Genomic DNA, 24784 nt, shown 5'->3' on the forward strand with positions numbered 1-24784 from the left:
CATCGATCGGGATCACCGAGGCAACGCTAGGTTTGCACCTGACCCCAGCGCTGGACCGTGATCCGCGTCAGGCTCCGGAAGATCACGTCCTCCACCAGGAGACCGATCAGGATCACGGTGAGTAATCCGGCAAAGACGCTGGCCGTCTCCAGTTGCGCACGGCTGGTGTAGATGAACCAGCCAATTCCGCCGGAGCGAGCGCTGACGCCGAACACCAGTTCAGCCGCGATCAGTGTGCGCCAGGCGAAAGCCCAGCCGATCCGAAGCCCTGACAGGATCTGGGGAAACGCTGCAGGCACCAGGATCTCCAACACGAAGCGCCCGCCCGACAAGCCGAGGTTGCGACCAGCCATTCGCAGCGTTGGCGGAACGGCGAGAAAGCCGCCGTGGCAGGCCAGCGCAACCGGCCACAGAACCGAGTGGACGATGACGAAGACGAGACTCGGTGTTCCCACGCCGAACCACAATAGTGCAATCGGAAGCAGTGCGATCGCCGGGAGTGGATTGAACATCGAGGTCAGCAGGCCAAGCGCGTCGCTGCCCCAGCGCGACAACGCTGCGAGGGCCGTCAGGACCGCGGCGACCGCAATCCCAAGCGCGTAGCCGGTGATCAGAACCCGCAACGATGTCAATGCGCGATTCGGTAATTCGCCCGAGAGAATCGCCGACCACAATGCCGACAGCGTCGCACCGAGGGTCGGAAGCAGAAGCGCGTTGTCGAGCCAGCGCGCATAGAGCTCCCAGGCAAGCGCAAAGCCTGCGAGAATGACGGCGCGCCGCCAGGGCGTTCCCTCGAGCGCACGCTGCAGGGCCGGTGCACGAGCCAGCTTCGGGGCCGCGATGTCAGACATGGTCGGTTTCCGGGTCGGCGAAGACAGTCTGCTGGATCCGCCGTTCCAGCTCGGCAAAAGCGGCGGTGCCGCGGGTGCGTGTTTCGATTGGAACATCGAACGTTGCGGCGAGCCGCCCGGGATGCGGCGTCAGAGCCAGGATGCGGGTTCCGACCCGGATCGCCTCGTCGATGCCATGCGTTACGAAGAGGGTGGTGTTGCCGGTTTCGTCGCACAGCCTGAGCAGCTCGTCCTGCATCTGTCGTCGCGTCAGCGCGTCCAGTGCGGCGAAAGGTTCATCCATCAGCAACAACGCCGGCTCCAGCGCAAAGGCCCGTGCGATCGCCACGCGTTGCTTCATTCCGCCGGACAAGGTGTGCGGAAAGGCATCGACGAAGTTCTTCAGCCCGACGCGCTCGAGCCAGCGACGCGCGACAGCCTCTGCATCGTGACGCGACAGCGATTTTCCACGCTCCAGAGCATAGCGGACGTTGCCGAGCACGGTGCGCCACGGCAGCAGTTGGTCGAACTCCTGAAACACGGTCATGCGGTCGGGGCCGGGCGGTCCGATGCGCCGGCCGTTCATCCGAATCTCGCCGGCGCTTGGCTTGAGAAAGCCGCCCACGGCACGCAGCAGCGTAGATTTGCCGCAGCCCGACGGGCCCAGCAGAACCAGGCGTTCGCCGGCCGAAAGCCTGAAGCTGACATCCTCGACCGCAGTGAGGATGCCTTCGCGCGTTGGGTAGCTGATACTGACGTGATCCAGATCGAGCAGCGTCGGTGATGCAGTCGCCCCAACGAGGCCAGTCAGTCGCGGAGCGACGTTCATGTCAGCTTCCCGGCTTCTCGCCGAGCCCGGACCAGAACAGGTCGCGCCAAGACGCCGGCGCCTGCTTGATCAGGCCGACCTTCGCCTCGAAGTCGGCGAATTTCTGCGCGCCTTCTGGCGCCGTCGTGAAATTGACGTCCTTGTCGCGGATGATGCTCTCGACGAAGTCCGGCGCGAGCTTCGAACCCTCTGCCTTGATGTAAAGCGCGGCGGCGTCCCGCGGATTGGCCTTGATCCACTCATTGGCCCGATCGAGACCGCGGACGAAAGCCTGGACCGTTTTCGGATTGTCGTTGATGAACTTCGCGGTGGAATAGACCACGTTGAAGGTGTGGGGACCCCCAAGCACGTCGTAGCTATTGAGCACCTGGTGGACCTTGCCTGTGGCGAGTTGCTGTTGCGAGAACGGCGGCGAGGTAAAATGCGCCGTGATTTCCGAATGCCCCGACAGGATCTGGGCCGTCGCATCGGGGTGGGGCATGCTGACGGTGAGTTCGTCGAGCTTGTCGTATTTGCCGAATGCCTTGTCGGCCGCCATCTGAAGGACAATCGGCTGGAAGCCGACCTTGACCGACGGCAGTGCGATCCGGTCCTTCTCGGTGAAATCTGCCAGCGTTTTGATGTTCGGATTGTTGGTGGTCAGGATGTTGGCCATCGAGCCAAGCGCAGCCACGCCGATGATCTTGGCGGTGGCCCGCGTCTTGTCCCAGGTCAGGATCATCGGCGTGATGCCTGCCGTCGCGAAATCAAGGCCCCCCGAAATGAGGGCTTCGTTCATTGCCGCTGCGCCGGAAAGCCGAAGCCATTCGATCTTCGGCGGCGTGATCCCGAGCGCCTTGGCCTCTTCCTCGATCAGTCCCCTTTCGCTGGCCACGATGAGCGGAAGATAGGCGATCCCGAACTGCTGGGCGATGCGAAGCTGACCTGTCTCCGCCCAGGCGCCATTCGGGCCGCTTGCGGTTACGGAAAGCGCGAGCGCCGCGATCTGCAAAAGCTTCGATGTATTCATTTGACGTCTCTTGAATCCCCGTTCGTCCAAGTGGCCCGCGACGAGCTCTCCGGGGCACACTTAAAGAAATCAAGCGGTTGGTCCAGCGAACTGATGTCGCTGCACCATCTTCGAAACAGTCATGCTTGGCTGACCGAATTTGAGAGATGATTTATTCTATGATTGTCCTTCGATGCAGAGGTCGCCTTCTCGATGCCGAATCTTCTGCCTTGGTTGTTCTCCGCGGACACTGAGCAAGGCGCGTGAAGCTGAGATCGGCCTTCAAAGCCGCAGCCGCCGCCTGGTGTCGATGGGAGAGGTAGCCGGCCGCTGCGGAACGCGCAGACTCGAGAAGTCTTTGCTACGCCGCCGGGCTTTACAGCGCGCGTGTTGTTTTGTTCGGCGACAGCTTGTCGGCTTCCGCGAGGGAATTACGATACCGGCATTGCAAATCGAACGCGGATTGGAAAAGGTGACAGAAGCGGCAAGCTCGGCGCGGATTATTGATCTGGCTGCCTATCGGTCGACGCGACGCCAGCAGCGGACCGAAGCCGGCACGGCGTCCTGGCGGAGCGATGCTGCGTCGCCATGGATGGGCAGCTTCGCGACGCCAATTTTCTGGTTCTGGCCGACCTGGGTATGGATCCCGGTGCCCGTGCCGGCGGCCACGGCCGTGCGCTGGGATGCTTCATGAGCGGCGGCAACGTCGCCCCATCGTCGGACGAGGACTGCTCACCCAACGCCAACCCTGAGCTGCCGGCCATCCTCGGACGCAATCTGCGGCGGCTGCGGACAAGCCGGGGTCATTCACTTGAGCGGCTTGCCAAACAGTCCGGAGTCAGCCGAGCGATGCTCGGTCAGATCGAGACCGGAAAGAGCGTTCCGACGATCGCGTTGCTCTGGAAAGTAGCCAACGCGCTCCGCGTGCCTTTCGCCAATCTGCTCCAGACCGACGTTGCGCGGGGACCATTGGTCCTGAGAGGCGGCGATGCCAAGCTGCTGTCGTCGAGCCAGGGGCAATTCACATCGCGCGCCCTGTTTCCCTTCGATGGCGGTCGTCAGGTCGAGTTCTACGAGCTGAGGATCGGCCCGCTTCATCGCGAGGCGGCGGAGGCGCACGCAGCAGGAACGCGCGAGAATCTCCTTGTCGCCAAGGGCGTCGTTGAGATCACGGCCGGCCTCGACAAGCCGCAGACGTTGGCCGAAGGGGACGCCATCCTGTTCGAGGCCGACGTGCCGCACGTCTACAGGAACCTGGTCGCCAGCGAGGCCGTTCTCTACCTGGTCATGACCTACGTCGAGGCCGTAGCCTGAAAGCAAACGGGCCGGCGCAGGGCCGACCCGTTGCGTTGCGTGTCAGCGCACGAGCTAATCAGGCAGCCTTCATCGGCATGCACATCATCGTCATGCCGCCGCAGCACATCATCATCGGCATGCCCATCTGCATCATATTCATCATGCTCTCGCAGCACTTCGTGAACATGTCCTTCATGGCCGGATCCATCGGCATCATCTCGCAGGTCATGCCATTGGCGGTCATCGTGCACTTCATCTGGCAGGGCATCATCATGGGCATGCCCATCATGGCCATGTTCATCATCGGCATCATGCCGCCGGCCATCGAGGGGTTCATCATGCCGCCCATCATCATCGGCATGGGCATCATCTGCATCGCGGTGTTCATCGTCATTCTCCAAGGTCAGAGCAAGAAGCAATCGTTTGTGTCGCCAATTTAGATAGAGTGCGCTGCGATATTCGCGAAGAGGGAAAAGTCTGCCTCATTCTCTTTCGTCCAAGAAAATGGAAGAGCTGCAGGATGAACGGGCCAGCATGTTCAAGAAAACAGATATCCATCTGCTAAATTGGACGGGCATTCATGGGCTGCACGTCTCGTAGAGCGGCCAAACGTCCGGCGTGCTAGCGAACCGGCGGGCGGAGCGCGATGCAAAGCGGTGACGGCGCCGGTTCGCAACACGCAGGCTCTCATCCAGCCCTCTAACCGGGGCGCCGATCGCCCTCGCTGGCAGCTGGCAGGACATCTTGCGGATGCTTGTTGTGATGCTCGACATACTCAACGAGCGTATCGTCGGGATGACGGACGAGCATGTTGCGTCCTGTCGGGACTGCCTTGGGCGCCTCCAGTATGCTGGCGCCCACTGTCGGCAGATGGTTGGCGAAGGCGTCAATGTCCTCTACCAGAAACGTCAGGTGGGTCGGCCGAAACCGCGCCAGGCTTTCCTCCGTTCCCGCGATAAACAGAATTGATGCGATTTGCGCGAGCCTGAGGTCGTATTGGGGATAGTCGAAGCGAAGGTGCGCTTTCTGACCGATCAGCGTCTCGTAGAAGAGGACAGTCTCGTCGAGCCGCTCCAGCGGCAGATAGCGTCTGGCCAGGATGTTGAGTATTTTCATGGTCGTCTCCCTAAAGCATGATCCGGAAAGATCATGCGCAAACGAGGAGCAGAAGCGCGTTGACGCTTCAACCTGATCTCATCGCGCTCTAGCTGTCGCCGGACCTCTGCTTCCAGTCGGACAGCCGGCGCGATAGCGCACGGCGCCGCTTCCGCAAGGTCTCGATGGCATGATCGATCCGCTCAAGTTTGTCCTGCATCACCGCTGAACAGATCCCGGCACGACCTGGGCTGTCCTCAAGTGCGGCCAGAAGATTGCGCAGCTCGCGGGTCGAGAATCCCGAATCGATCAGGTCTCGCACCCACGCAGCCCGGTCGACCTCCGGTGCCGAATAGCTCCGGTAGCCGTTTCGGGTCCGGCGCGGAACGATCAGGCCTTCATGCTCGTAGTGGCGGAGCACGCGGGCGCTGACGCCCAGGCGGTTCGCCGCCTCCTGAATTCTCATCACAGTCTCCATCGGTGGGGGCCTTAGCACCCTCTCACTAATGTCAATGTCAAGCGCTCTGGCATGCGAAAACTAAGCCGGCCCAGCGGTCAAAGACGACGATGCGTCAGGGAGACGATTTTATGTGCGGTGTCCGGACGCACCGTCCTGTTGTTGCCGGGCGCTCGTCATCTTTGAAAAGACTATCCCGGAACGAGCGCCTAGCATGTCACGAATTCGCAATCGTGAGTGCAGGCCATGAATACCCCTCGCATCGACAATGGGCGCCCCGTTGCGAGCGTGCGATCGCCCATCATCGTCAATCAGCTCGGAGCGGATGTACGCGCGTCGCTGGCCGAGCATTGGTCGCGGCCGCTGATCATCGATCATCCCGCCGACCGGCCGGCGTGGGAGATCGCGCAGGAAGCCGATGTCCTGTTGACGCGACCGCTAGCCGGCTGGAGCAAGGCTCCCGCGGAAAGACCGGCGGGTTGGCCGTACGGCTTGCGGTGGATCCAGACTGCATCGACCGGCGTTGACTTCTTTCCGGCATGGCTGCTCGACGGTCCCGTGGTCACGGTTGGGCGAGGCATCTCGGCCGACGCGATCGCCGAATACGTGCTGGCGGCGATCCTCGGTTTTGCCAAGCGGATCCATGAGATCCGTCCGCGCAACCGCCAGGAATGGAAAATCAACCCGCTTGGTTCGCTTCGTGGAAAGACGGTTGGGATCGCAGGGTTCGGTGCGATCGGCCACGCTGTTGCCGAGCGGCTGAAGCCATTCGGTGTCGAAATCAGGGTGCTGCGGCGCTCCTCATGGCGATATGCCGTTCCCGGCATTGTTCCCGCCGACAGTATCGAAGCTCTCGTCGCCGCAGCTGATCATCTTGTCATCGCGCTGCCGGCGACCCCGGAGACGGTGCATCTGATCAATGCCGACGTGCTGGCACGCGCCAAGCCGTCGCTGCATCTGATCAACGTGGCGCGCGGCCGCATCATCGACCAGCAGGCGCTGTTGCGCGCGCTCGACAACGGCCAGCTCGCCGGCGCCACGCTCGATGTCACCGATCCGGAGCCGCCTCGGGACGGCGATCCGATCTATGACCATCCGAAAGTCGTTCTGACGCCGCACGTCTCCTGGACGGGTGCGGATGACGTCAAGCGGCTGGCCGACAAGACGCTGGTCAATCTCGACGCCTATGCGCATGGCGCGCCGTTGGCCGACGTCTTTGACAGGAAGCTTGGATATTGAGCAGGGAGCCCTTGAAAATGAACAAGATCGTCGAGAAGCCGAAGAAATACTCACTGGTCGAGCGTGTGCCGGCGGCTTCGTTCGAGGAGGAGAGACTTCACCGCAAGCAACGCCTTGCGGCAACCTTTCGGCTGTTTGCCCGCTACGGATTCGATCAAGGCCTCGCCGGGCACGTCACGGTACGCGACCCCGAATTCCCGGACCGTTTCTGGATCAATCCGCTGTCGAAATATTTTGGTCAGATCAAGGTGTCCGACCTCCAGCTGGTCGACCATGCCGGCAACATCCTGATCGGCGACAAGCCGATCAACCAGGCGGGCTTTGTGATTCATTCGGCGATCCACGCCGCCCATCCGGAGGTCATCGCTGCCGCCCACACCCACTCGACCTATGGCAAAGCCTGGTCTGCGCTTGGCCGCCTGCTCGATCCGCTCACCCAGGATTCATGCGCCTTCTATGAGGATCACGCGTTGTTCGATCCGTTTTCCGGCGTCGTGCTCGAGGCGGAAGAGGGCAGGAAGATCGCGGAAGCGCTGGGATCGAAGAAGGCTGTGATCCTGCAGAACCACGGGCTGTTGACGGTCGGCCCCACGATCGAGGCGACCGCCTGGTGGTACATCGCGATGGACAACGCGGCCCGCGCGCAGCTGCTCGCCGAGGCGGCCGGGACGCCGAAGCCGATCCCGCATGAGGTGGCGAAGCTGACGGCGGGTCAGGTGGGTACCCACAAGGGCGGCTATTTCAGCTTCCAGCCGCTTTGGGACTGGATCAGCGAAGCCGAGCCGGAGCTCTTCAACTAGGCACGTGCTTGCGGCACCCGTGGACAGTCCAGCGCGGGTGCCGATCGGCGAGAGGGGACGAAGCTGGAAGCGGGTCGACGGCGTTTGAGTCGGTGACCCCAGTCTTCCGAGTGACGCCGGCAGCGCAAGGGGGAGAAGTGTGAGCCCGCGACAGGAAGAAGCAGCTACCAACAAGCGGTCCGGACCGGCCAGCGATCGTCCATGGACGGCTGCAGAGAAGTACAAGCTCAGAGGCCTGGCGAAGACGAATGCGCCCGTCGAGAAGATCGCACGAAGTCTCAATCGCAGCGTCGCCTCGACCGTTACAACAGCAGCCAGGCTCGGTATCGTACTGAACGACCCACCCCGAACGCTTCAGTCCCCGGCAAGCTAACAGCTCATCCACGGCTCCGTATGATCGCCAGCAGCGTGTACATCGTCGAGACGGCCGGATCGCGGAGGTTTGCCTTCGAAGCGAGAAGCCATGAAGACGCGGAAAGGCTGGCGCGGGCGGGCTGGTTCGTGCGCGCGCTCGGTAGATTTTGCTCGAAGCGGCTGGGCGCGGAGAACATCAACGCGCGCCCGCGTGCCGCGACTGATCAGGAGGCGGCAGCTTTTCGAGAGCGCGCCGCGGAATTCGCGGACGAAGCGGCGAGCGTGCTGGTTGCTTACTTGGGTTCTGATGCGCAGGATTGCGCAGCACCTGTTTGGACCCGATCGAGCGTCGATGAGAAGTAATTTCCATCTGCGTGTTCACTTCTGGAGCATCGTATACGCAGGTGCAGAATCTTTGGTGATTCGCAGCGCTGACGTTTGCGCGCCAAAGCGATAATATCGCTGCAACAAAATCGCCGCGGTACTATCCGCGCGCCAACGTGGAGCAGCAACCATGGCTCTCGACGGACCCATCTCTCCCCGCAATCTCACTGCGAAGCTTCACTATCTCAAGCGTGGAGCGGAAAAGCCGACCTTCTATCGGATCGAACCACCTCCCGGCGTGCCGCAATGGAACGGTATCGACGATGAACGCGAGGTATCAATCGAGGACGCGCGTGGGCGCGAGGCCGAATTCTCGCTGGATCGCAACGGCTTTGCCCTGGCCAAGGCGCCGACGGCCGTCGCCAGCTTTTACGACCCGGAAGAGATCAAGCGAGTTTACTATCCGGAGGTCGAGCAACTGCTGCGCAGTACGGTCGGTGCAAGCCGTGTGTTCATCTTCGACCACAATGTGCGCAATGCGAGCGTTCCGGGCCTCGCTCCGCCTTCGCGCCAGGTGCACAACGATCACACGATCAACTCCGCCCCGCGGCGCGTCCGCGACCACCTTGGAGCCGATGCCGACGAACTGTTGAAGCATCGGTTTGGCATCGTCAATGTGTGGCGACCGGTACGCGGTCCGGTGCTGGACTCGCCGCTGGCGCTGTGCGACGCGCGCTCGTTTACCGATGACGATCTGATCCCCAGTGATCTGGTCTACGCCCATGTTCGCGGAGAAACGTCCCGGGTCGAGTACAAGCCGGCGCATCGCTGGTACTATTTCTCCGAGATGCAGACCGACGAGGCGCTATTGATCCGCATACATGACAGCGCCAACGACGGGCGTGCGCGGCTGTCGTTTCACACCTCGTTCGAAAATCCGTTGGCGCCGGGCGCGCCACCGCGCGAGAGCATCGAGGTCCGTGCGTTGGTGTTCTTTCCGCCGGCGGCGTGAAGAGGTATCTCAGCGACGCGGGAAGCCGGCGCTGCCGTCAAGGGTAGGTTCGCGCTCGTCGGAAAAAGTCGCTCGCGCACCGGCGCGTCAGGTTCGGTCCGCATCGTGGCGTCCGAACGCCGGAGCGCGGGGACGAGCCTCTCTGAGATCAATGTCATACAACTTTCAATTTTCGACAAGGGCCCGATTCTGAGCGGTGCAACGCGGGGGAAGCCCTGCGCCGACCTGGGCGGACTTCGTTGCGGGATTTGCGATTCGGAGATTTTCATTCCGACGTTGTATTGGTCGGCGTTTCAGATCTTGCAATCTTGTAGCGTCGCTTGAAGTTCCGCAATTAATTGCTGATGCGTGCGGACGCGAGCGCCTAGGCATCATTCGCTCGGCAAGTGATTTGCCCTGATGGATGAATGAGGTGTCGTGCATGTCCGCTCAAAATGCTCCCGTGCGAGAGCCGGCTTCACGGCCGCGCGGTTCGGATGACATCGCCCTTCTTCCCGCAGCCGATCTGATCGAGCGCTATCGGGCAGGAACGCTCTCGCCGGTTGAAGCGACCCAGGCTGTACTTGATCGCATCGGGCGTCTCGATCACCATGTCAATGCTTTCGCGCTGCTCGATGCCGACGCTGCGCGCGTATCGGCGCGCGAATCCGAAATCCGCTGGCGGCGGGGCGAGCCGCTCGGTCCGGTCGATGGCGTGCCGGTGGCGCTCAAGGACCTCATTCTCGCCAAGGGGTGGCCGACGCTGCGGGGCAGCCGGGCAATCGATCCGGCGCAAGACTGGAACGAGGATTCGCCCGCCACGGCCCGGCTGCGGGAGCAGGGCGCGGTGCTGCTTGGCAAGACGACGACGTCGGAATTCGGTTGGAAAGGGCTCGGCGACAGTCCGTTGACCGGCATCACGCGTAATCCCTGGAACGTCGCACACACGCCGGGCGGCAGTAGCGGCGGATCCGCGGCCGGCGCGGCCCTGAGTTTCGGGCCGCTGCATGTCGCGACGGATGGCGGCGGTTCGACCCGGCTTCCGGCGGCGCATAGCGGCGTGTTCGGGTTCAAGCCGACCTTCGGTCGCGTTCCCGTCTATCCGCCATCGCAGAACGGGACGCTTTTCCACGTCACGCCGATGACGCGTTCGGTGCGCGACGCAGCTTTGCTGCTCGATGTGATCGGGCAGCCCGACGGACGTGATTGGACCGCGCTGCCGCCGGCCGAGATTTCCTGGCAAACGGCGCTCGATCAAGGTGTCCGAGGCCTGCGCATCGCATTCAGTCCGAAGCTCGGCTACGCACAGATCGACCCGCAGATTGAGAAGATCGTCACCGAGGCGGCCAATACGCTTGCCGGACTCGGGGCGATCGTCGAGCAGGTCGATCCGGGTATCGAAGATCCTATCGATCTGTTCCAGACCTTCTGGTTCGCGGGCGCAGCCAAGCTCCTGGCCTCGTTCGATCCCGCCCATCGCGCCTTGATCGAGCAGGGCTTGCAGGCTGTTGCCGAGAAGGGGCGGGCAATCGATGCCGTCACCTATCTGCGGGCAGTCGATCGCCGCGAAGCGCTCGGTCGACATTTCAATCGCTTCCATCAGGATTGGGATCTGCTGCTCACGCCCACGACGGCATATCCTGCTTCGGCGATCGATGCGTCGGAGGCCGATCTTGTGGTCCGGCCGATCCGCTCTCCCTTCACCTATCCGTTCAACCTGACGCAGCAGCCGGCGGCCTCGGTGCCGGCGGGCCTTACCGACGCAGGATTACCGGTGGGGCTGCAGATCATCGGAGCGAAATTCGCAGATACCACTGTTCTGCGCGCCGCATACGCGTTCGAGCAGGCAAAACCGTTCCCGCGCCCACTGGATCCGTCATGACCGAGCAATCCCAACGCCCTGACCTCGAACTGCTGCAATTGGCAAGTGCCTACGCCAGCGGGGCACTGACGCCGTCGACCGTGGTCGAGCATATCCTGGACGAGATCACGCGCCGCGGCGAGGACGGCGTCTGGATCAGTGTCGTCGCGCGCGAGGATGCACTTGCGCGAGCTGCGCATCTTGAGTCGTTGCCGAGGCGCCAGCGGCTGGCACTGCCGCTCTGGGGCGTTCCGTTCAGCGTCAAGGACTGTATCGACACGGTCGGCCTGCCGACCACGTCGGCTTGTCCGGCATTTTCCTATCAGCCCGCGAAAAACAATCCGGCAGTCGAACGCCTGCTGGCGGCAGGTGCCATCCTGATCGGGAAGACCAATATGGACCAGTTCGCGACCGGGCTGGTCGGGGTGCGCTCGCCCTATGGCGTTGCACGCAATCCGTTCGATCCCGCCTATATTCCCGGAGGATCCAGCTCAGGCGCAGCGGTCTCGGTCTCGGCAGGACTGGTCAGCTTTGCGCTCGCGACCGATACCGGCGGGTCGGGACGGGTGCCGGCGGCCTTCAACAATATCGTGGGACTGAAGCCGACCCGCGGTTTGATCAGTGGTGTCGGATCGGTCGCGGCCTGCCGCTCAATCGAGACGCTCTCGATCTTCGCGCTGACGGTTGGGGATGCCCAGGCGGCGTTTGACGTCGCGCGGGGGTACGACGAGGAGGATCCGTTCTCGCGGACCGTGCCGCCGGCTGCAGTTCGTCCGTTGCCCGCCGAATTCCGCTTCGGCGTTCCCGCTCTGCAATGGTTGGACTTCTTCGGCAATGCCGATGCAGCTGCGCTGTTCGCCAAGGCGGTCGAGCGGCTGCAAGGCCTCGGCGGCCGCAAGGTCGAGATCGACTATGCGCCGTTCGCGGAGATCAACGATCTCCTATTCAAAGGGCCGTGGCTGGCGGACCGCTACGGTGCCCTGCGCCAGTTCGTCGACAAACAGCCCGAAGCCCTGTTTCCGGTTACCCGCGACATCCTGCTTGGCGGGCGCGGCATTTCCGGCGGCGACGTCTTCGTGGCGCAACAGCGGCTGAACATTCTGAAACGCCAGATTGAGAAGCTCTGGAACGAGATCGACATCCTTATCGTGCCGACCACCGGCACAATCTACCGCGTCGATGAGGTCGAGGCCGATCCCATCACGCTTAACGCGCGGCTCGGGACCTATACGAACTTCGTCAATCTGGCCGATCTTTCGGCGGTCGCCGTTCCCTCGGGGTTTCTGCCCAACGGCTTGCCGCAGGGTGTCACGCTGATCGCCCCGGCCTTTGCCGATCATCATGCTGCCGCGTTGGCGCGGCGCTTTCACGATGCCGCCCTGCCACTCGGTGCACGCCACCTGCGGCCGGCTGCGAGCGCAGTTCATGCCCACCGAGACAAGGAGACCGTATCGTGACGTCTATTGCCACTTTATTCGCCGGCTTGCGCAGGCTCGCGCGAGCCGCGGCGGTCGGACTTGCAGCCGTTGTGACGCTCGCAAGCGCGCCCGCGCGCGCTCAGGAAATCACGATTGGTGAAGGGATTGCGCTCGGCTGGGGCCAGTTCTTCGTCGCCGATCACGACAAGACCTGGCAGAGGCAGGGGCTGGCGCCGAAGGTTTCGACCTTTGCCAGCGGCCGGCTGGTGCTGGACGCGCTGGTCGGTGGCGGCGTGATGATCGGCACCGCGGCGGAAACGCCGGTGGTGTTCGCCACCCTGAACGGGCTGCCGGTGCGCATCATCGGCACGTTGAACCGGCATGAACCCTTCGATCTCGTCGCCATCAAGGACATCAAGACCACCAAGGACATCAAGGGTCGGCGCATCGGTTATTCGCAGGGGACGAATGCGCACTACTACCTGTCCAAGCTGCTGAGGCAGGAAGGGCTGGCCTGGTCGGACGTCACGGCGGTCAGCCTAAACCCGGGCGATTTCGTCAGCAGCCTGGCGGGCGGTGCGATCGATGGATTCATCTGGACGGAGCCGCACTTGTCGCAAGCGATCGCGCAAGGCGCGGGCAAGTTCCATATCATCCGCTCGGAAGGTCTCTACAAGACCTTTTCAACAATCATCACGTTGCAGTCGACCATCGACAGCAAGCCAGACTTGCTCGTCAAGGCAGTGAAGGCGCTGCTCGAAGCGGATGACAATATCAGGAAGGACCCCGATGCCGCGGCCACGCTGACCGCCGAACGCATCAAGCTCGATCCCGTGATCGCAAAGGCGTTTTGGAAGCGGGCCAATTTCAAGCTCGAGCTCGACAAGGCGTCGCTGGTGTCCCTGATGGAGGAGCAGGCGAAGTGGGCGGTCGACAACAAGCTGGTGCGACCCGACGCCAAGATCCCGGACTTCAACACGGTGGTGGTGACATCGGTGCTGGATCGGGCGGGTCGGGAATAGGGCGGTCGACCGCAATGAATGCAAGGGTGGAGATTGCGTCGCAGACCGCCGTGGATGAGCCGCTGATCACGTGCATCGAACTGGGTCATGTCTACGATTCCGGCCGCGGCCGTACCGCCGCGCTGGGCAGCATCTCGCTCACCATCGACCGTGGCGAATTCGTTTGCGTTCTCGGGCCGAGCGGATGCGGCAAGACCACGCTCCTCAACATCTTGGCCGGATTTGTCGTACCCGCGCACGGCGACGTTCGCGTGGGCGGCCACGCGATCGACGGGCCGAGTTCCGAACGCGGCGTGGTGTTTCAGGACTACTCCCTGTTCCCATGGCTGACCTCGCAGGCCAACGTCGAGTTCGGACTCCGGATGGCGGGGCGCGCCGCGCGTGAACGAGCGAAGATCGCGCATGATCTGCTCGGGCTTGTCGGCCTGCCCGATGTCGGTACGAAGTACCCTTTCGAATTGTCGGGCGGAATGAAGCAGCGCATCGCCATCGCACGCGCGCTTGCGACCCGTCCATCGCTGCTCCTGATGGACGAGCCATTCGCGGCGCTCGATGCAATGACGCGCAGCTCCCTGCAAGCCAAGCTGATCGAGATTCACCAGCAGGAGCAGCCAACCATCCTGTTCGTGACGCACAACATCGCCGAAGCGCTGGTGCTTGCGAGCCGGCTGATCGTCATGTCGCCGAACCCGGGACGGATCGTGGAGGACATCAGCGTCGATCTGCCGCGTCCTCGCCGCCGTACGTCGCCGCGCTTCAACGAACTTTACGAGCACGTCGCACGGGCGATCGGCCTGGAAACGGCGGAGTAGAGCGTGGCCTTCAATGTCAGCCGCCATACCGTTGCCGGTACCATTGGTACGCTCGCCTTCTTTGGCGCATGGGAGGCACTCAGCCAGAGCGGCCTCGTCAACAACGTGATGCTGCCCGCGCCGAGCACGATCGTGCAGTCCGGATGGGCGCTGATCGTAGCGGGTGAACTGCCGCGGCATCTCGGCGCCAGCCTACTGCGGGCGGCGATCGGCTTTCTGAGCGGATCGTTGCTCGGCGTGGCGCTTGGCGTCGCGATGGCGCAATCGCCGCTGTTACACGGGACGATCAATCCCCTTGTGCAGATGTTTCGCGCCGTTCCGTCGCTCGCCTTCGTTCCGCTGGCGATCTTCTGGTTCGGCATTGGTGAAACCTCCAAGATCTTCCTGATCGCCTGGGGCGTCTTTTTTCCGGTCTGGGTCAACACCTATATCGGCGTGCGCGACGCGAGCCCGCTGCTCGGACGGGCGGCGGCGAGTCTCGGCGCACGCGGCTGGCGCAACTTCGCTTACGTCGTCATACCGGGCGCGCTGCCGTTCATCATCGCCGGGCTGCGCGTCAGCCTGTCGGTTGCGCTGGTCGTGCTGGTGGCGGCGGAATTGGCCGGAGCGGCGTTCGGGGTCGGCTATCTGATCCAGATGTCGCAACAGGTATTTCGAGTTGATCAGATGTTCGTCGGGCTGATCGTGCTCGGCGCGATGGGCTTTGCGGCTGATCTCCTGTTCGAACGCGCGGTCCGCAGATTGCTGCCCTGGTACGGCGCCGAGCAGGCCGGGCAGAAGGGGCCGCAAATCGAGCGAGCCTCTGGTCGCCTGGTCACGAAGTAGCGAAAGCAATTTATTGCGGGCGCCGAGTGCCCGGATCGGCCTACAAGCCGTAACGCGAACAATGCGAGGTGAAGGTGCAACCAATTCAGGTCGAGCTACGCGAAAATTCCACGGCGCTGGCGTTGACCTGGCCGGATTGCGGAACCCGTTTGGTCGCAGCGGAGACGTTACGTCGGGCCAGCCGCGCGGCCAGCGAAATCCGGCGGCTGGTTGACGGCATCGAGCTCCCGATTGCGCCGGGGCTTTACGTCCTTGCCGTCGAGCCCGTCGGGAATTACGCGCTGCGGCTCTCGTTCTCTGACGGTCATGACCGCGGCATCTATCCGTGGTCTTACCTGCGCGAGCTTGCCGGACAGCAGTCAACGTGAGGTCGGGACATGGATGAGATCAAAAATGGCGTGACGGAGGTCGTCTGCGACGTGCTGGTGATCGGCGGCGGCACGGCTGGTCCGATGGCGGCCTACAAGGCCAGGCGCCACAGTCCGGGGGCGCGCGTCGTGTTGCTGGAGAAGGCGAACGTCAAGCGGTCCGGCGCGATCGCGATGGGCATGGACGGGCTGAACAACGCCGTCATTCCCGGCTACGCCACGCCAGAGCAGTACACCAAGGAAATCACGATCGCCAATGACGGCATCTGCGACCAGGCGCCGGTGTACAAATATGCCTCGCGCTGCTTCGACGTCATTCAGGAGCTCGACCGCTTCGGCATCAAGTTCCAGAAGAACGAAAACGGCGACTTCGACGTCAAGAAGGTGCATCACCTCGGCTCCTACGTGCTGCCGATGCCGAACGGCGATACCGTCAAGAAGGCGCTTTATCGCCAGCTTCGCCGCGAGAAGGTGTTGATCTCCAATCGCTACATGGCGACGCGCCTGTTGACCGGGCGTGACGGGCAAATCGCGGGCGCGATCGCGGTCAATACCCGCAGCGCCGAGTTCCTGGTGCTGCGCGCGAAGACCGTCATCCTCTGTGCGGGCGCGGCGGGCCGGCTTGGCCTGCCGCAGTCGGGCTATCTCTGGGGCACCTATGAGAATGCTACCAATTCCGGCGACGGCTATGCGATGGCCTATCACGCCGGCGCCGCGCTCGCGAATCTCGAATGCTACCAGATCAATCCGCTGATCAAGGATTACAACGGCCCGGCCTGCGCCTACGTGGCCGGCCCGTTCGGGGCCTACACCACCAACAGCGAAGGCAATCGCTTCATCGAATGCGACTACTGGTCCGGACAGATGATGCAGGAGTTCTACAACGAGCTGCAATCCGGCAAGGGGCCGGTGTTCCTGAAGCTCAATCATCTGCATAGTGACACGATCGGGAAGATCGAGGCGATCCTGCATCAGGTCGAGCGGCCGTCGCGAGGACGGTTCCACGACAATCGCGGCACCAATTACCGCGAGCGCATGATCGAGATGCATATTTCCGAGATCGGATTCTGTTCGGGTCACAGCGCGTCGGGTGTCTATGTCGACGAATTTGCGCGCACCACGGTGCCGGGCCTTTATGCGGCAGGCGACATGGCCAGCGTGCCGCACAACTACATGCTCGGCGCCTTCACCAACGGAGCGGTGGCGGGCGAGCATGCAGCGGAAGTGGCTGACAATATCGATCTCGCACAATACGACGCGGCCGACGTCGCGCGTGAGCAGCAACGGGTGCTGGCGCCGACCAGGCGCGATGATGGTATCCCGCCGAACCAGCTCGAATACAAGACAAGGCGCTTCGTGAACGACTATCTTCAGCCGCCGAAAGTGACGGCCAAGATGAAGCTTGGTCAGGCGCGTTTCGCGGAGATCCGCGACGATATGGAAAGCGCAATGGTGGTGCGCGACGCGCACGAGTTGATGCGTTCGCTGGAAGTCGCGTCGATCGTCGACTGCGCCGAGATGGCGGCGTTCGCCTCGCTGTTTCGTACCGAAAGCCGCTGGGGCCTCTATCATCATCGGGTGGAATACCCTGACAAGAACGATGACGACTGGTTCTGTCACAGTATCCTGCGCAAGCGGGGTGGTCGGATGACGGCGGAGAAGCGGCCGGTGGCGCCCTACATCGTCCCGATCGATGAATCCGAGCGCTCGGCCTATGACCGCCAGCGCATCCGACAACATGCCTGAACAGGGGGATGCCTCATGCCGATTGCCCATACACCTACCACTGTTCCAGTCATCGTGGATGACGCCAAATGCATCGCCGACAAGGGGTGCACGGTCTGCGTCGACGTCTGCCCCCTCGACGTGCTCCGGATCAGCGATCTCACCGGCAAGGCCTATATGAAGTATGACGAGTGCTGGTATTGCATGCCTTGCGAGACCGATTGCCCGACTGGCGCGGTGACCGTCAATATCCCCTATCTGCTGCGCTGACATGACCGTGTTTGAGCCATTCGAGGCGTTCGGAGACCTTGGTGAGATCGCCGAGCGGTTGGCGAGCGAGGACCCATCCGTACGCCGGCTTGCGGTGCTCGATCTCGTGGAGACCTCGAGTGAGGAGGCGGTTCCATTGTTGGCGCGGGCCGCCCGCGACGTTGCGCCGTCTGTCAGGCAGCAGGCTGCTCGGGCGCTCGGTGAGTTCGACGGTATCGAGGTGGCCAGGGCGCTGACGGGTGCCATCCTCGATCCCGAGGCAGGCGTCGCTCAGGCGGCCGCGGACAGTCTTGCCGAACTCCGTGATCCGGCGGCCAGCGACGTATTGCAGCCGCTGGCGACACATTCCTCGGCCTTCGTGCGCGCCGCGATCTTTCGTGCGCTCAAGGCACTCCAGGTCGATGCGTCGCTTGGTCCCGCGATTGCCGCGCTCGGTGACGGTGATCCCGCCGTGCGTGTGCAGGCGGTCAGCGTGATCGGCTATCTCAAGAAGACTGAAACCCTGCCATCGCTAGTCCGTGCGACCCGGGACGAATTCGGCGACGTAAGGCTCGCGGCGGTCAATGCGCTGTCGTTTGCGCGGAACGACATAGCGGCCCAAGCCGCGGCCGCCGCGCTATCGGATCGGGAATGGCAGGTCAGGGCTGCCGCCGCGGATGCGATCGGGCGGATCGGTCAAGCTTCGGCGGCAGCAGCGCTGATGGCGTCGCTCGCCGACGGCTATTGGCAGGTGCGCCAGAAGGCGATTCAGAACCTGGGCCGGCTCCGTGTTCGGGACGCCATCGGCGCTATTGTCGCCTTCCTCGATGACCAGTTGCCTTCGTTGCGCAAGGATGCCGCTGCGGCGCTCGGTGATATCGCCGATCCGCGCGCCCGTGACGCGCTCACCGCGCATGCCGGCGATGACGATCCCGATGTCCGCAAGACCGTGGCCTGGGCATTGGGCGAGATCGGGGAAGGCTGATCATTCCCGGAACAGGATCTTCTCGAGCAGATCGACCCGTTTGATTCGGATGACCCCATCCTCGGTCGCGATGATGTGCTTGGTCTGGAAGCGTTTCAGCATCATCGTGACCCACTGCCGGGTCGAACCCACCATGGCGGCGATCTGATCGTGCGTCACCTTCCGATTGACGATCACGATGTCGCCGTCAGCTACTCCGTAGAGCTCGGCGAGGTTTAAGAGATACTGTGCAAGCCGCTCAATCACCGAACGGGTTCCTAGCATCTGCGCCATCGACGAATAGCACTTGCCTTTGGCGATCAGCCCGTCGATCAGCGCCAGCGCAAAGGCCGGCATTTGCACCAGCAGCCGCTGCAGGGCGGCGCTCGGCAATGCCGTGATCTCGCAATCCTCCATCGCGACTCCGGCCCACATGTGCGGTCCGCCACCGGAAATCTCGGGGCCGCCGATGAAATGGCCAGGTGTCCAGTAGGCGAGGGTGATCTCCCGGCCCGACGGCGCGGTGTAATAGACCCGGACCTGTCCCCGCCTGATGATGAAGATTCCGCTGTGGTGCTCGCCCTGGCTGAACACCATATCGCCTTGCGGAACCAGGATGGTGCGTCCGGCCGCCTGGACCTCTGCCTTCTGTTCGGCCGACAGACGATCAAGAAAGTGCGCGCCGACGTCGAGCCCGTCGATGCTTTCGCTCATGAACAACGCGGAATTGCCGCCAGTCGCCCGAGGGGCCGGCATGACTGCAAATGCCTGCCGTGTCCGATAGCTCCTCTCCGCGGCAGCGCTCGTTGGTACCAACAGGCTGCGTGAATCGAGTTCGGAGACTTCCTTCAGTGTCGTCATTGCCGCCAGATTGCCTCGAGCTGCCAAGCCGATAGCTAAGGGTGACGGGAAGGTAAAGTCCACTTCTTTGATAGACTCTCAATGCACTTAGCAAAGGTGCTGCGTGAACGGCATTCCATCGAAAGGATTTATCTGTCGATTGGGTCGCGGCGAGAAAATCATTCAATGCGGCCGTCGCACATCATGGCGGGATCACGATGGCAAGCGATCGGTGCGGCGCAATGCAAGTAATTGCTTCAGCCTGCCCAGTATCAGCCCGATAGTCCCGAGGCATTTGTGGGCGGCTGCGCCGCCGGTCGATAGTCAAGGACAGGCCTGATGATCTCGTTTCGCTCTTTGAAGACGATTGGCGCAGCCGTGATTGTTGCGATTGGACTGACCAGCGCCTTGCATGCCGAAACGATCCGTGTCGCAGTCGGAACGCAGGACACCACCATCAACTGTGCGACGGGCGGCCTTCTGATCCGCGAGCTGAAGCTGCTGGAGAGATTCCTGCCGCACGATGGCAAGTACAAGGATGTCACCTACGACATTCAATGGAAGAATTTCACCAGCGGCGCGCCGCTGACCAACGAGATGGTTGCAGGCAAGCTCGATTTTGGTGCAATGGCGGATTTCCCCGGCTCGCTCAACGGTGTGGCGTTCCAGAAGGCCGGCCGTCGTAGCCTCTTTATCAGCGTTCTGTCAGGCAGTGCCAAGGGCAGCGGCAACGGCATCGTCGTGCCGTTGAATTCGCCGGTGCAGTCGATCGACGACCTCAAGGGTAAGACGATCTCGGTCCCGTTTGCATCGACGTCGCATGGCATGCTGCTGCGTGCCATCGAGGGCAAGGGCTGGAACCCGGAAACGGACGTCAACATCATTACGCAAGCGCCCGAAGTTGCAGGTCCTGCGCTGCAGGCGAACAAGATCGAGGCTCACGCAGATTTCGTTCCATTTGCAGAGCTGTTCCCCTGGCGCGGCTTTGCGCGCAAGATCTTTGACGGCTCGCAGGCGAATACGCCGACCTTCCACGGCGCACTCGTGGATGCCGATTACGCCGAGAAATACCCGGAAATCGTCATTGCCTATCTTCGCGCCGCGCTCGAGGCCGATCGCCTGATCGCGACCGAACCCGAGAAGTATAGTGAGTTGATCGCCAAGGTGACCGGCATCGAGGCGGAAGTCGTCTATCTGTTCCACGGGCCACTTGGCTTGCAGACACGCGATGTGACATGGAAGCCGGAATATCGTCAGGCCGTGGCCACCTCGATCAAGACGCTGAAGTTCCTGAAGCGTGCCGACAGCGACCTCGATATCAATCAGTTCGTGACCGACAAGTACATCCGCGACGCATCCGCCCAAAGCGGTCGCGACTATGATGCTCAGTTGAAGAACTACGATCAGCTTGCCCTGAAAGCAAAGGATGCGGCGACTGGAGTCGAGATCACGGATTTCAGCCGGACCGCGCAGATTTGGGTCAAGGATGAGCCGCTCGTCCGTCACTACGGCTCGCCCGAGAATGCTTTGAAGGCGCTTGCTGCTCTCGAGAAGGAAGGCAAGACGGTTCGCGTCGTCTATGCCCAGGATCGCGAGACCGGTATCAAGCTGTTTGCGAACCAGGCGTGGTTCGTGCGTTCGCCGAAGGGTGAGCTCAGCGCTTTCTTGCTCAAGGATGGTGCGGAACGGTGGTCGAAGGAACACGGCGGCGCCGTGGTCGATTATGCCGGTGCCCGCGAATCCCTCGTGGCGAGCCGATGAGCAATGGCGATCGGACGCACCGTCGGCTGGTTGCCGGGAGCGCGCTGGTTCGTTCGCGGCCTGTCGATCATCACCTGCATTGCGTTGTGGCAACTGGCCTCGTCGCAGCATCTGAACCTGGGCATTGTCACGTTCCGTAACCTGCCGCCGCCGACGGAGGTTTTGCAGTCCGCCATCGTGCTGTTGAAGTCGCCGAAGCTGTTGGCGCATGTCGGCAGTAGTCTGTGGCGGGTATTCGCGGGATATGACGCTGCGGTCGTGTTCGGGATCGCCTTCGGATTCGCGATCGGCCGCTCGCGCGCCGCGAGCGACCTCTTGCTGCCGCCGCTTGAACTGCTCCGGCCGATTCCGGCGGTGGCTTGGATACCGCTGTCGATCCTGATCTTCCCGTCATCGGAAATGTCGATGATCTTCATCACGTTCATCGGCGCGTTGTTCCCGATCATTCTCAATACCGTGCACGGTGTTGCGAATATCGACCGGCGGCTGATCGCGTCCGCGCGCAGTCTCGGCGGCACACCGGCCGCCATCCTCCGGGAGATCGTGTTGCCTGGGGCTGCTCCCAGCATTGTCACCGGGCTTGCCATCGGGATGGGGACGTCGTGGTTTTGCTTGGTCACGGCAGAGATGATTTCCGGTCAATTTGGCATTGGCTACTACACGTGGGAGGCCTACACGCTGCAGAACTATTCGGACATCATTGTCGGCATGTTGGTCATTGGCCTACTCGGAATGGGCAGCAGCTGGCTGTTGACGACGTTGGGCCGTTACCTGATGCCGTGGCAGCGCCCTGTGGTCGCGCGATGAACATCCGGGTGTCAGATGTTCCGACCAACGCGGTCGGACGGATCGAGATCGAGCGAATCGCGATTTCGCTCGGAGACGGGGAGGATGCCTTCGAGGCCGTCCGCGATCTCGACTTTGCGATCCCGCCGGGCGAACTCGTTTGCGTGCTTGGCCCATCCGGATGCGGGAAATCGACCCTGCTTGGCGTCCTGGCGGGACATCTGCCAGTGACGCGGGGGCGGTTGACAGTCGACGATCAGCCGGTCGTGGGGCCGAGCCCGGATCGGGGCATCGTGTTCCAGCAGCATACGCTGTTTCCCTGGAAGCGCGTCCGTGAAAATGTTGCGTTCGGCCCGAAAATGCGCGGCGTCGGCAGGAGTGAGCGGCATCGCGCCGCGGACGACATTCTGCGGCTGGTCGGCCTCGCCGGCTTCGAGCGATTCTATCCGTCGCAGCTTTCCGGCGGCATGCAGCAGCGGGTCGAGATCGCGCGTGTCCTCATCAACCGGCCGCGTGTCCTGCTTATGGACGAACCGTTCGGTGCTCTGGACGCACAGACGCGCAGCATGATGCAGCAAGTCCTGCTCGATATCTGGACCAGGATTCCGACCACCACGGTGTTCGTGACGCACGATATCGAGGAGGCGCTGTTCCTGGCGGATCGCGTCATCGTCATGAGCGCCAGGCCGGGGCGGGTCATCGACGACATCCGCCTTCCATTCGACCGGCCTCGTCAGGCCGAGCTGGTGACTGAATCCGAGTTCGTGCGACTGAAGCGTCACATCCTCAGCCTCCTCAAACAACGCGGGGGCTCGCCGCCGCTGGCGCGGTTGAGCCCTCTGGGATGACCGTCACGTCGGCCGGTTGCAGCTGCTCGAGCTTAGGTCTTAGCCTCTTCGGTTAAGCGCCCATCATTACGCCGATCACCTGCAATCGCGAGCGAACGGCGCCATCGTCGCTGTGGGCAGAGATGCTCTCGGCACGAAGCTGCTGCGGCGTGGTCCCGGTGGCCGCCTTGAGAAATCGGCGCAGGCTTCTTGCATCGGAATAGCCGAGCTCTGCGGCGATGGCTTTGACGCCGTCATCGGTTGTTCGCAGCCTGCGGATGCTCGGATCCTTTAAACCGGTTGTGACCAACTATCGTCGCACGTCGGACATGAAGAAGTCATGGGCAGTACACCCATCGTTGAAGTCGACGTCGTACCAATACGTCACCTCAAGGCGATGAAGAGCATGCCAGAGCGGGAGGTCGTCGTGAGGCGTCACTGGCATCCAGACTACTCCGGAGAGTTGGCCGCTCGCTGCCAGCCGTTATGCGTGAGCGGAATCGATGGAACGCGAATGGACTCTTGGGAAGTTCGCGGTGTCTATTTCACCACCGCGATATAGGTGCGCTTTCGGCGGATTTTGCGGGGCGGTCAGTTGCGCCCGCTATGCCCCGACTGCGCCATACCCTAGCGAACGCCGATAGTTCGCTTTTCATCCTGCCATGAACTAGCCCGTCGCCTCGATTGCGTGATGAGCACCAACTACAGCATCAGCAAAGCGTTGCTTCCAAGCCTAGATCAAATGCAGTTTCGGAATGAATTCCATGGTCAAGGCGCAATTGTCTGGCATGTCGCACGTTTGGATGCGAATGAGTTTGCATAGAACGGCTTCGTCGCGAACCTATCCTGCTCGACGGGCGCGCTTTCCTGGAATTTTGTCGCTTTGTTTTTCCAATGCTTGACATGCTTCTTGCGAAATCTACACAGGCGATAAGACAAGGGCGTCCCCGTGTAGAGGATCAAGTATGAATTTCATGAATTTATCCCGCCGCGCTCTCTTGGCTTTTGGTGGTACGGTTGTGCTTTCGCGCTCTGTTGCCTTCGCGCAAGGGACGCGAACAGCAAGGATTGGATTGGTGCAATCAACGACGGGCGGATCGGCGGCGCTTTACGGCACTGAGCAGAAGCAGGCAATCGAGCTGGCATTCTCCGAGATCAACGCTGCGAAAACGCTCAAGGATATCAAGCTCGAGACGATTTACGCGGATGACGGTGCGGATCGCGGGCAAACCGTCAATATCTTTCAGCGCCTCATTCGCCAGGACAAGGTTGTCGCAATCCTGGGGCCGACCTTGTCGAACTCGGCGTTCGCGGCCGATCCGATCGCGCAGCAGGCGGGAGTTCCGGTTATCGCAAGTTCGAACACCGCTCCTAATCTGACCAGGATCGGTGATTTCATCTTCCGCACCAGCGTCCCGGAAGATCAGGTGTTTCCGACCGTGCTGCGCTTCGCAGTCAAAAAGCACGGGATCAAGCGCGTCGCGCTGATCTACGGGCTCGACGATGCCCTCACGCGTGGTGCACACGATGTCCAGAAGAAGGCGGTTGCTGATCTCGGGCTCGAGTCGGTCGGTATCGAGAGCTATCAGCGCGGCGACGTCGATTTCTCGGCGCAGCTCACCAAGATCCGTGCGCAGAATCCCGACGCCATCATTCTCGGCACGCTCGCGGAAGAGGCTGCCGCCATTCTGCGGCAAGCGCGTCAGCTCGGCTTCGACAGCAAGGTCGCTTTTATCGGCTGCAACGCCAATATCTCGGCAAAGCTGTTCGAGCTGGCCGGGCCGGCGGCGAACGGTATCATCGTCGGCGCCGCGTGGTACGCAGGTTACGACAGCCTGCGCAGCAAGGCCTTCGTGGAGGCTTATCGGAAGCGTTACGGTACCACCCCTGACATCTACGCTGCCCAGGGCTATGACGCGGCGTACCTCCTAGCCGAGGCGATCCGTCGCGCCGACGACGTTGCGAACGGCCGATTGATCCGCGACAAGCTCGCATCGATCAACGATTTCGAGGGCGTTCTTGGGCGCTTCGGCTGGTCTGCCGAACGCGACGCGACGGTTCAGCCGAAGGTGCTGATCGGCGATGGCGACGCCAAGGTGTTTGTCGCCGCGGCAGCGACCTGA

Annotated in this window: 28 protein-coding genes; 21 read left to right on the forward strand and 7 right to left on the reverse strand. The window is 62.3% G+C overall.

All coding sequences use genetic code 11. The features are described 5' to 3' along the window. Nucleotides 1-26: 26 nt before the first annotated feature. From QJT82_RS14025 to QJT82_RS14035, 3 genes are read right to left on the reverse strand one after another with little or no spacing between them, the layout of a single operon-like run. On the reverse strand, nt 27-851 hold the full coding sequence (locus QJT82_RS14025) for an ABC transporter permease (protein ID WP_028340029.1): 825 nt from the start codon (nt 849-851) through the stop codon (nt 27-29). Next, on the reverse strand, nt 844-1659 hold the full coding sequence (locus tag QJT82_RS14030) for an ABC transporter ATP-binding protein (protein ID WP_051447790.1): 816 nt from the start codon (nt 1657-1659) through the stop codon (nt 844-846). Before QJT82_RS14030 ends, QJT82_RS14025 begins: the two co-directional genes overlap by 8 nt. Before the next feature lies 1 nt (nt 1660). Next, the gene (locus QJT82_RS14035; RefSeq protein WP_028340031.1) at nt 1661-2668 is read right to left on the reverse strand and encodes an ABC transporter substrate-binding protein; all 1008 of its coding nucleotides are present in this window, start codon (nt 2666-2668) and stop codon (nt 1661-1663) included. Between the two features lie 424 nt (nt 2669-3092). Between QJT82_RS14035 and QJT82_RS14040 the strand changes: the two genes are divergently transcribed. The 3 genes from QJT82_RS14040 to QJT82_RS14050 are packed head-to-tail and all read left to right on the forward strand — an operon-like array spanning nt 3093 to nt 4383. Next, nucleotides 3093-3341, forward strand: coding sequence for a hypothetical protein (locus QJT82_RS14040; RefSeq protein ID WP_155258425.1), 249 nt, complete (start codon nt 3093-3095; stop codon nt 3339-3341). After that, nucleotides 3338-3961 carry an XRE family transcriptional regulator gene (locus QJT82_RS14045; RefSeq protein ID WP_028340032.1) on the forward strand — a complete coding sequence of 208 codons (624 nt, stop codon included), beginning with the start codon at nt 3338-3340 and terminating at the stop codon, nt 3959-3961. The genes QJT82_RS14040 and QJT82_RS14045 overlap by 4 nt, the downstream gene beginning before the upstream one ends. 35 nt (nt 3962-3996) lie before the next feature. After that, entirely contained in the window at nt 3997-4383 is a 387-nt protein-coding gene (locus QJT82_RS14050) for a hypothetical protein (RefSeq protein ID WP_245288685.1), read from the forward strand. Between the two features lie 259 nt (nt 4384-4642). On the opposite strand, the gene QJT82_RS14055 is transcribed toward QJT82_RS14050, so the two are convergent. Both QJT82_RS14055 and QJT82_RS14060 read right to left on the reverse strand, forming a co-directional pair. Further along, nucleotides 4643-5059, reverse strand: a complete 417-nt coding sequence (locus tag QJT82_RS14055; protein ID WP_051447791.1) for a glyoxalase/bleomycin resistance/dioxygenase family protein — start codon at nt 5057-5059, stop codon at nt 4643-4645. Between the two features lie 88 nt (nt 5060-5147). After that, entirely contained in the window at nt 5148-5504 is a 357-nt protein-coding gene (locus tag QJT82_RS14060; RefSeq protein ID WP_035631305.1) for a MerR family transcriptional regulator, read from the reverse strand. Nucleotides 5505-5741: 237 nt separating this feature from the next. Between QJT82_RS14060 and QJT82_RS14065 the strand changes: the two genes are divergently transcribed. The 13 genes from QJT82_RS14065 to QJT82_RS14125 all read left to right on the forward strand — a co-directional run bounded on the left by QJT82_RS14065 (nt 5742) and on the right by QJT82_RS14125 (nt 18468). After that, nucleotides 5742-6734 carry an NAD(P)-dependent oxidoreductase gene (locus QJT82_RS14065; RefSeq protein WP_051447793.1) on the forward strand — a complete coding sequence of 331 codons (993 nt, stop codon included), beginning with the start codon at nt 5742-5744 and terminating at the stop codon, nt 6732-6734. Between the two features lie 17 nt (nt 6735-6751). Continuing rightward, complete coding sequence (locus QJT82_RS14070; protein WP_028340034.1) at nt 6752-7534, forward strand: class II aldolase/adducin family protein; 783 nt, start codon at nt 6752-6754, stop codon at nt 7532-7534. A 393-nt stretch (nt 7535-7927) separates the two neighbouring features. Further along, nucleotides 7928-8251 carry a hypothetical protein gene (locus tag QJT82_RS14075; protein WP_028340035.1) on the forward strand — a complete coding sequence of 108 codons (324 nt, stop codon included), beginning with the start codon at nt 7928-7930 and terminating at the stop codon, nt 8249-8251. Between the two features lie 151 nt (nt 8252-8402). Continuing rightward, nucleotides 8403-9224, forward strand: a complete 822-nt coding sequence (locus QJT82_RS14080) for a CmcJ/NvfI family oxidoreductase (protein WP_028340036.1) — start codon at nt 8403-8405, stop codon at nt 9222-9224. A 421-nt stretch (nt 9225-9645) separates the two neighbouring features. Beyond that, nucleotides 9646-11085, forward strand: coding sequence for an amidase (locus QJT82_RS14085; protein ID WP_051447809.1), 1440 nt, complete (start codon nt 9646-9648; stop codon nt 11083-11085). Continuing rightward, the gene (gene atzF, locus QJT82_RS14090; RefSeq protein ID WP_051447794.1) at nt 11082-12521 is read left to right on the forward strand and encodes an allophanate hydrolase; all 1440 of its coding nucleotides are present in this window, start codon (nt 11082-11084) and stop codon (nt 12519-12521) included. Before QJT82_RS14085 ends, atzF begins: the two co-directional genes overlap by 4 nt. Then, a complete protein-coding gene (locus tag QJT82_RS14095) occupies nt 12518-13504 on the forward strand; it encodes an NrtA/SsuA/CpmA family ABC transporter substrate-binding protein (RefSeq protein WP_245288686.1) in 987 nt (328 codons plus the stop codon). Before atzF ends, QJT82_RS14095 begins: the two co-directional genes overlap by 4 nt. A gap of 14 nt (nt 13505-13518) precedes the next feature. Then, on the forward strand, nt 13519-14316 hold the full coding sequence (locus tag QJT82_RS14100; RefSeq protein ID WP_080686702.1) for an ABC transporter ATP-binding protein: 798 nt from the start codon (nt 13519-13521) through the stop codon (nt 14314-14316). A gap of 3 nt (nt 14317-14319) precedes the next feature. Next, complete coding sequence (locus QJT82_RS14105; protein WP_051447796.1) at nt 14320-15141, forward strand: ABC transporter permease; 822 nt, start codon at nt 14320-14322, stop codon at nt 15139-15141. 74 nt (nt 15142-15215) lie between these two features. Then, the gene (locus QJT82_RS14110; RefSeq protein ID WP_051447811.1) at nt 15216-15509 is read left to right on the forward strand and encodes a DUF971 domain-containing protein; all 294 of its coding nucleotides are present in this window, start codon (nt 15216-15218) and stop codon (nt 15507-15509) included. Nucleotides 15510-15518: 9 nt separating this feature from the next. Next, nucleotides 15519-17255 (forward strand): fumarate reductase/succinate dehydrogenase flavoprotein subunit, encoded by a 1737-nt coding sequence (locus QJT82_RS14115; protein ID WP_028340041.1) that lies wholly within the window; start codon nt 15519-15521, stop codon nt 17253-17255. Nucleotides 17256-17270: 15 nt separating this feature from the next. Next, nucleotides 17271-17504 (forward strand): ferredoxin family protein, encoded by a 234-nt coding sequence (locus tag QJT82_RS14120; RefSeq protein WP_028340042.1) that lies wholly within the window; start codon nt 17271-17273, stop codon nt 17502-17504. Nucleotide 17505: 1 nt separating this feature from the next. Beyond that, the gene (locus QJT82_RS14125; protein ID WP_028340043.1) at nt 17506-18468 is read left to right on the forward strand and encodes a HEAT repeat domain-containing protein; all 963 of its coding nucleotides are present in this window, start codon (nt 17506-17508) and stop codon (nt 18466-18468) included. On the opposite strand, the gene QJT82_RS14130 is transcribed toward QJT82_RS14125, so the two are convergent. Continuing rightward, complete coding sequence (locus QJT82_RS14130; RefSeq protein WP_264623061.1) at nt 18469-19161, reverse strand: Crp/Fnr family transcriptional regulator; 693 nt, start codon at nt 19159-19161, stop codon at nt 18469-18471. It abuts the gene before it with no gap. Between the two features lie 465 nt (nt 19162-19626). On the opposite strand from QJT82_RS14130, the gene QJT82_RS14135 reads away from it, so the two are divergent. The 3 genes from QJT82_RS14135 to QJT82_RS14145 are packed head-to-tail and all read left to right on the forward strand — an operon-like array spanning nt 19627 to nt 22682. Then, nucleotides 19627-21048, forward strand: coding sequence for an ABC transporter substrate-binding protein (locus QJT82_RS14135; RefSeq protein ID WP_051447797.1), 1422 nt, complete (start codon nt 19627-19629; stop codon nt 21046-21048). Between the two features lie 3 nt (nt 21049-21051). Continuing rightward, nucleotides 21052-21855, forward strand: a complete 804-nt coding sequence (locus tag QJT82_RS14140; RefSeq protein ID WP_035631273.1) for an ABC transporter permease — start codon at nt 21052-21054, stop codon at nt 21853-21855. Beyond that, nucleotides 21852-22682: an ABC transporter ATP-binding protein gene (locus tag QJT82_RS14145; RefSeq protein ID WP_051447798.1), complete on the forward strand. Its 831-nt coding sequence runs from the start codon at nt 21852-21854 to the stop codon at nt 22680-22682. The genes QJT82_RS14140 and QJT82_RS14145 overlap by 4 nt, the downstream gene beginning before the upstream one ends. A gap of 52 nt (nt 22683-22734) precedes the next feature. Here the strand turns inward: QJT82_RS14145 and QJT82_RS14150 are convergent, their stop codons facing one another. After that, complete coding sequence (locus tag QJT82_RS14150) at nt 22735-22971, reverse strand: helix-turn-helix domain-containing protein (protein WP_028340048.1); 237 nt, start codon at nt 22969-22971, stop codon at nt 22735-22737. A gap of 381 nt (nt 22972-23352) precedes the next feature. Between QJT82_RS14150 and QJT82_RS14155 the strand changes: the two genes are divergently transcribed. Both QJT82_RS14155 and QJT82_RS14160 read left to right on the forward strand, forming a co-directional pair. After that, nucleotides 23353-23484: a hypothetical protein gene (locus QJT82_RS14155; RefSeq protein WP_259266167.1), complete on the forward strand. Its 132-nt coding sequence runs from the start codon at nt 23353-23355 to the stop codon at nt 23482-23484. Between the two features lie 151 nt (nt 23485-23635). Beyond that, nucleotides 23636-24784 carry an ABC transporter substrate-binding protein gene (locus QJT82_RS14160; protein WP_063607069.1) on the forward strand — a complete coding sequence of 383 codons (1149 nt, stop codon included), beginning with the start codon at nt 23636-23638 and terminating at the stop codon, nt 24782-24784.

It is taken from the genome of Bradyrhizobium sp. Mp19 (assembly GCF_029952935.1).
Classification (GTDB): domain Bacteria; phylum Pseudomonadota; class Alphaproteobacteria; order Rhizobiales; family Xanthobacteraceae; genus Bradyrhizobium; species Bradyrhizobium elkanii.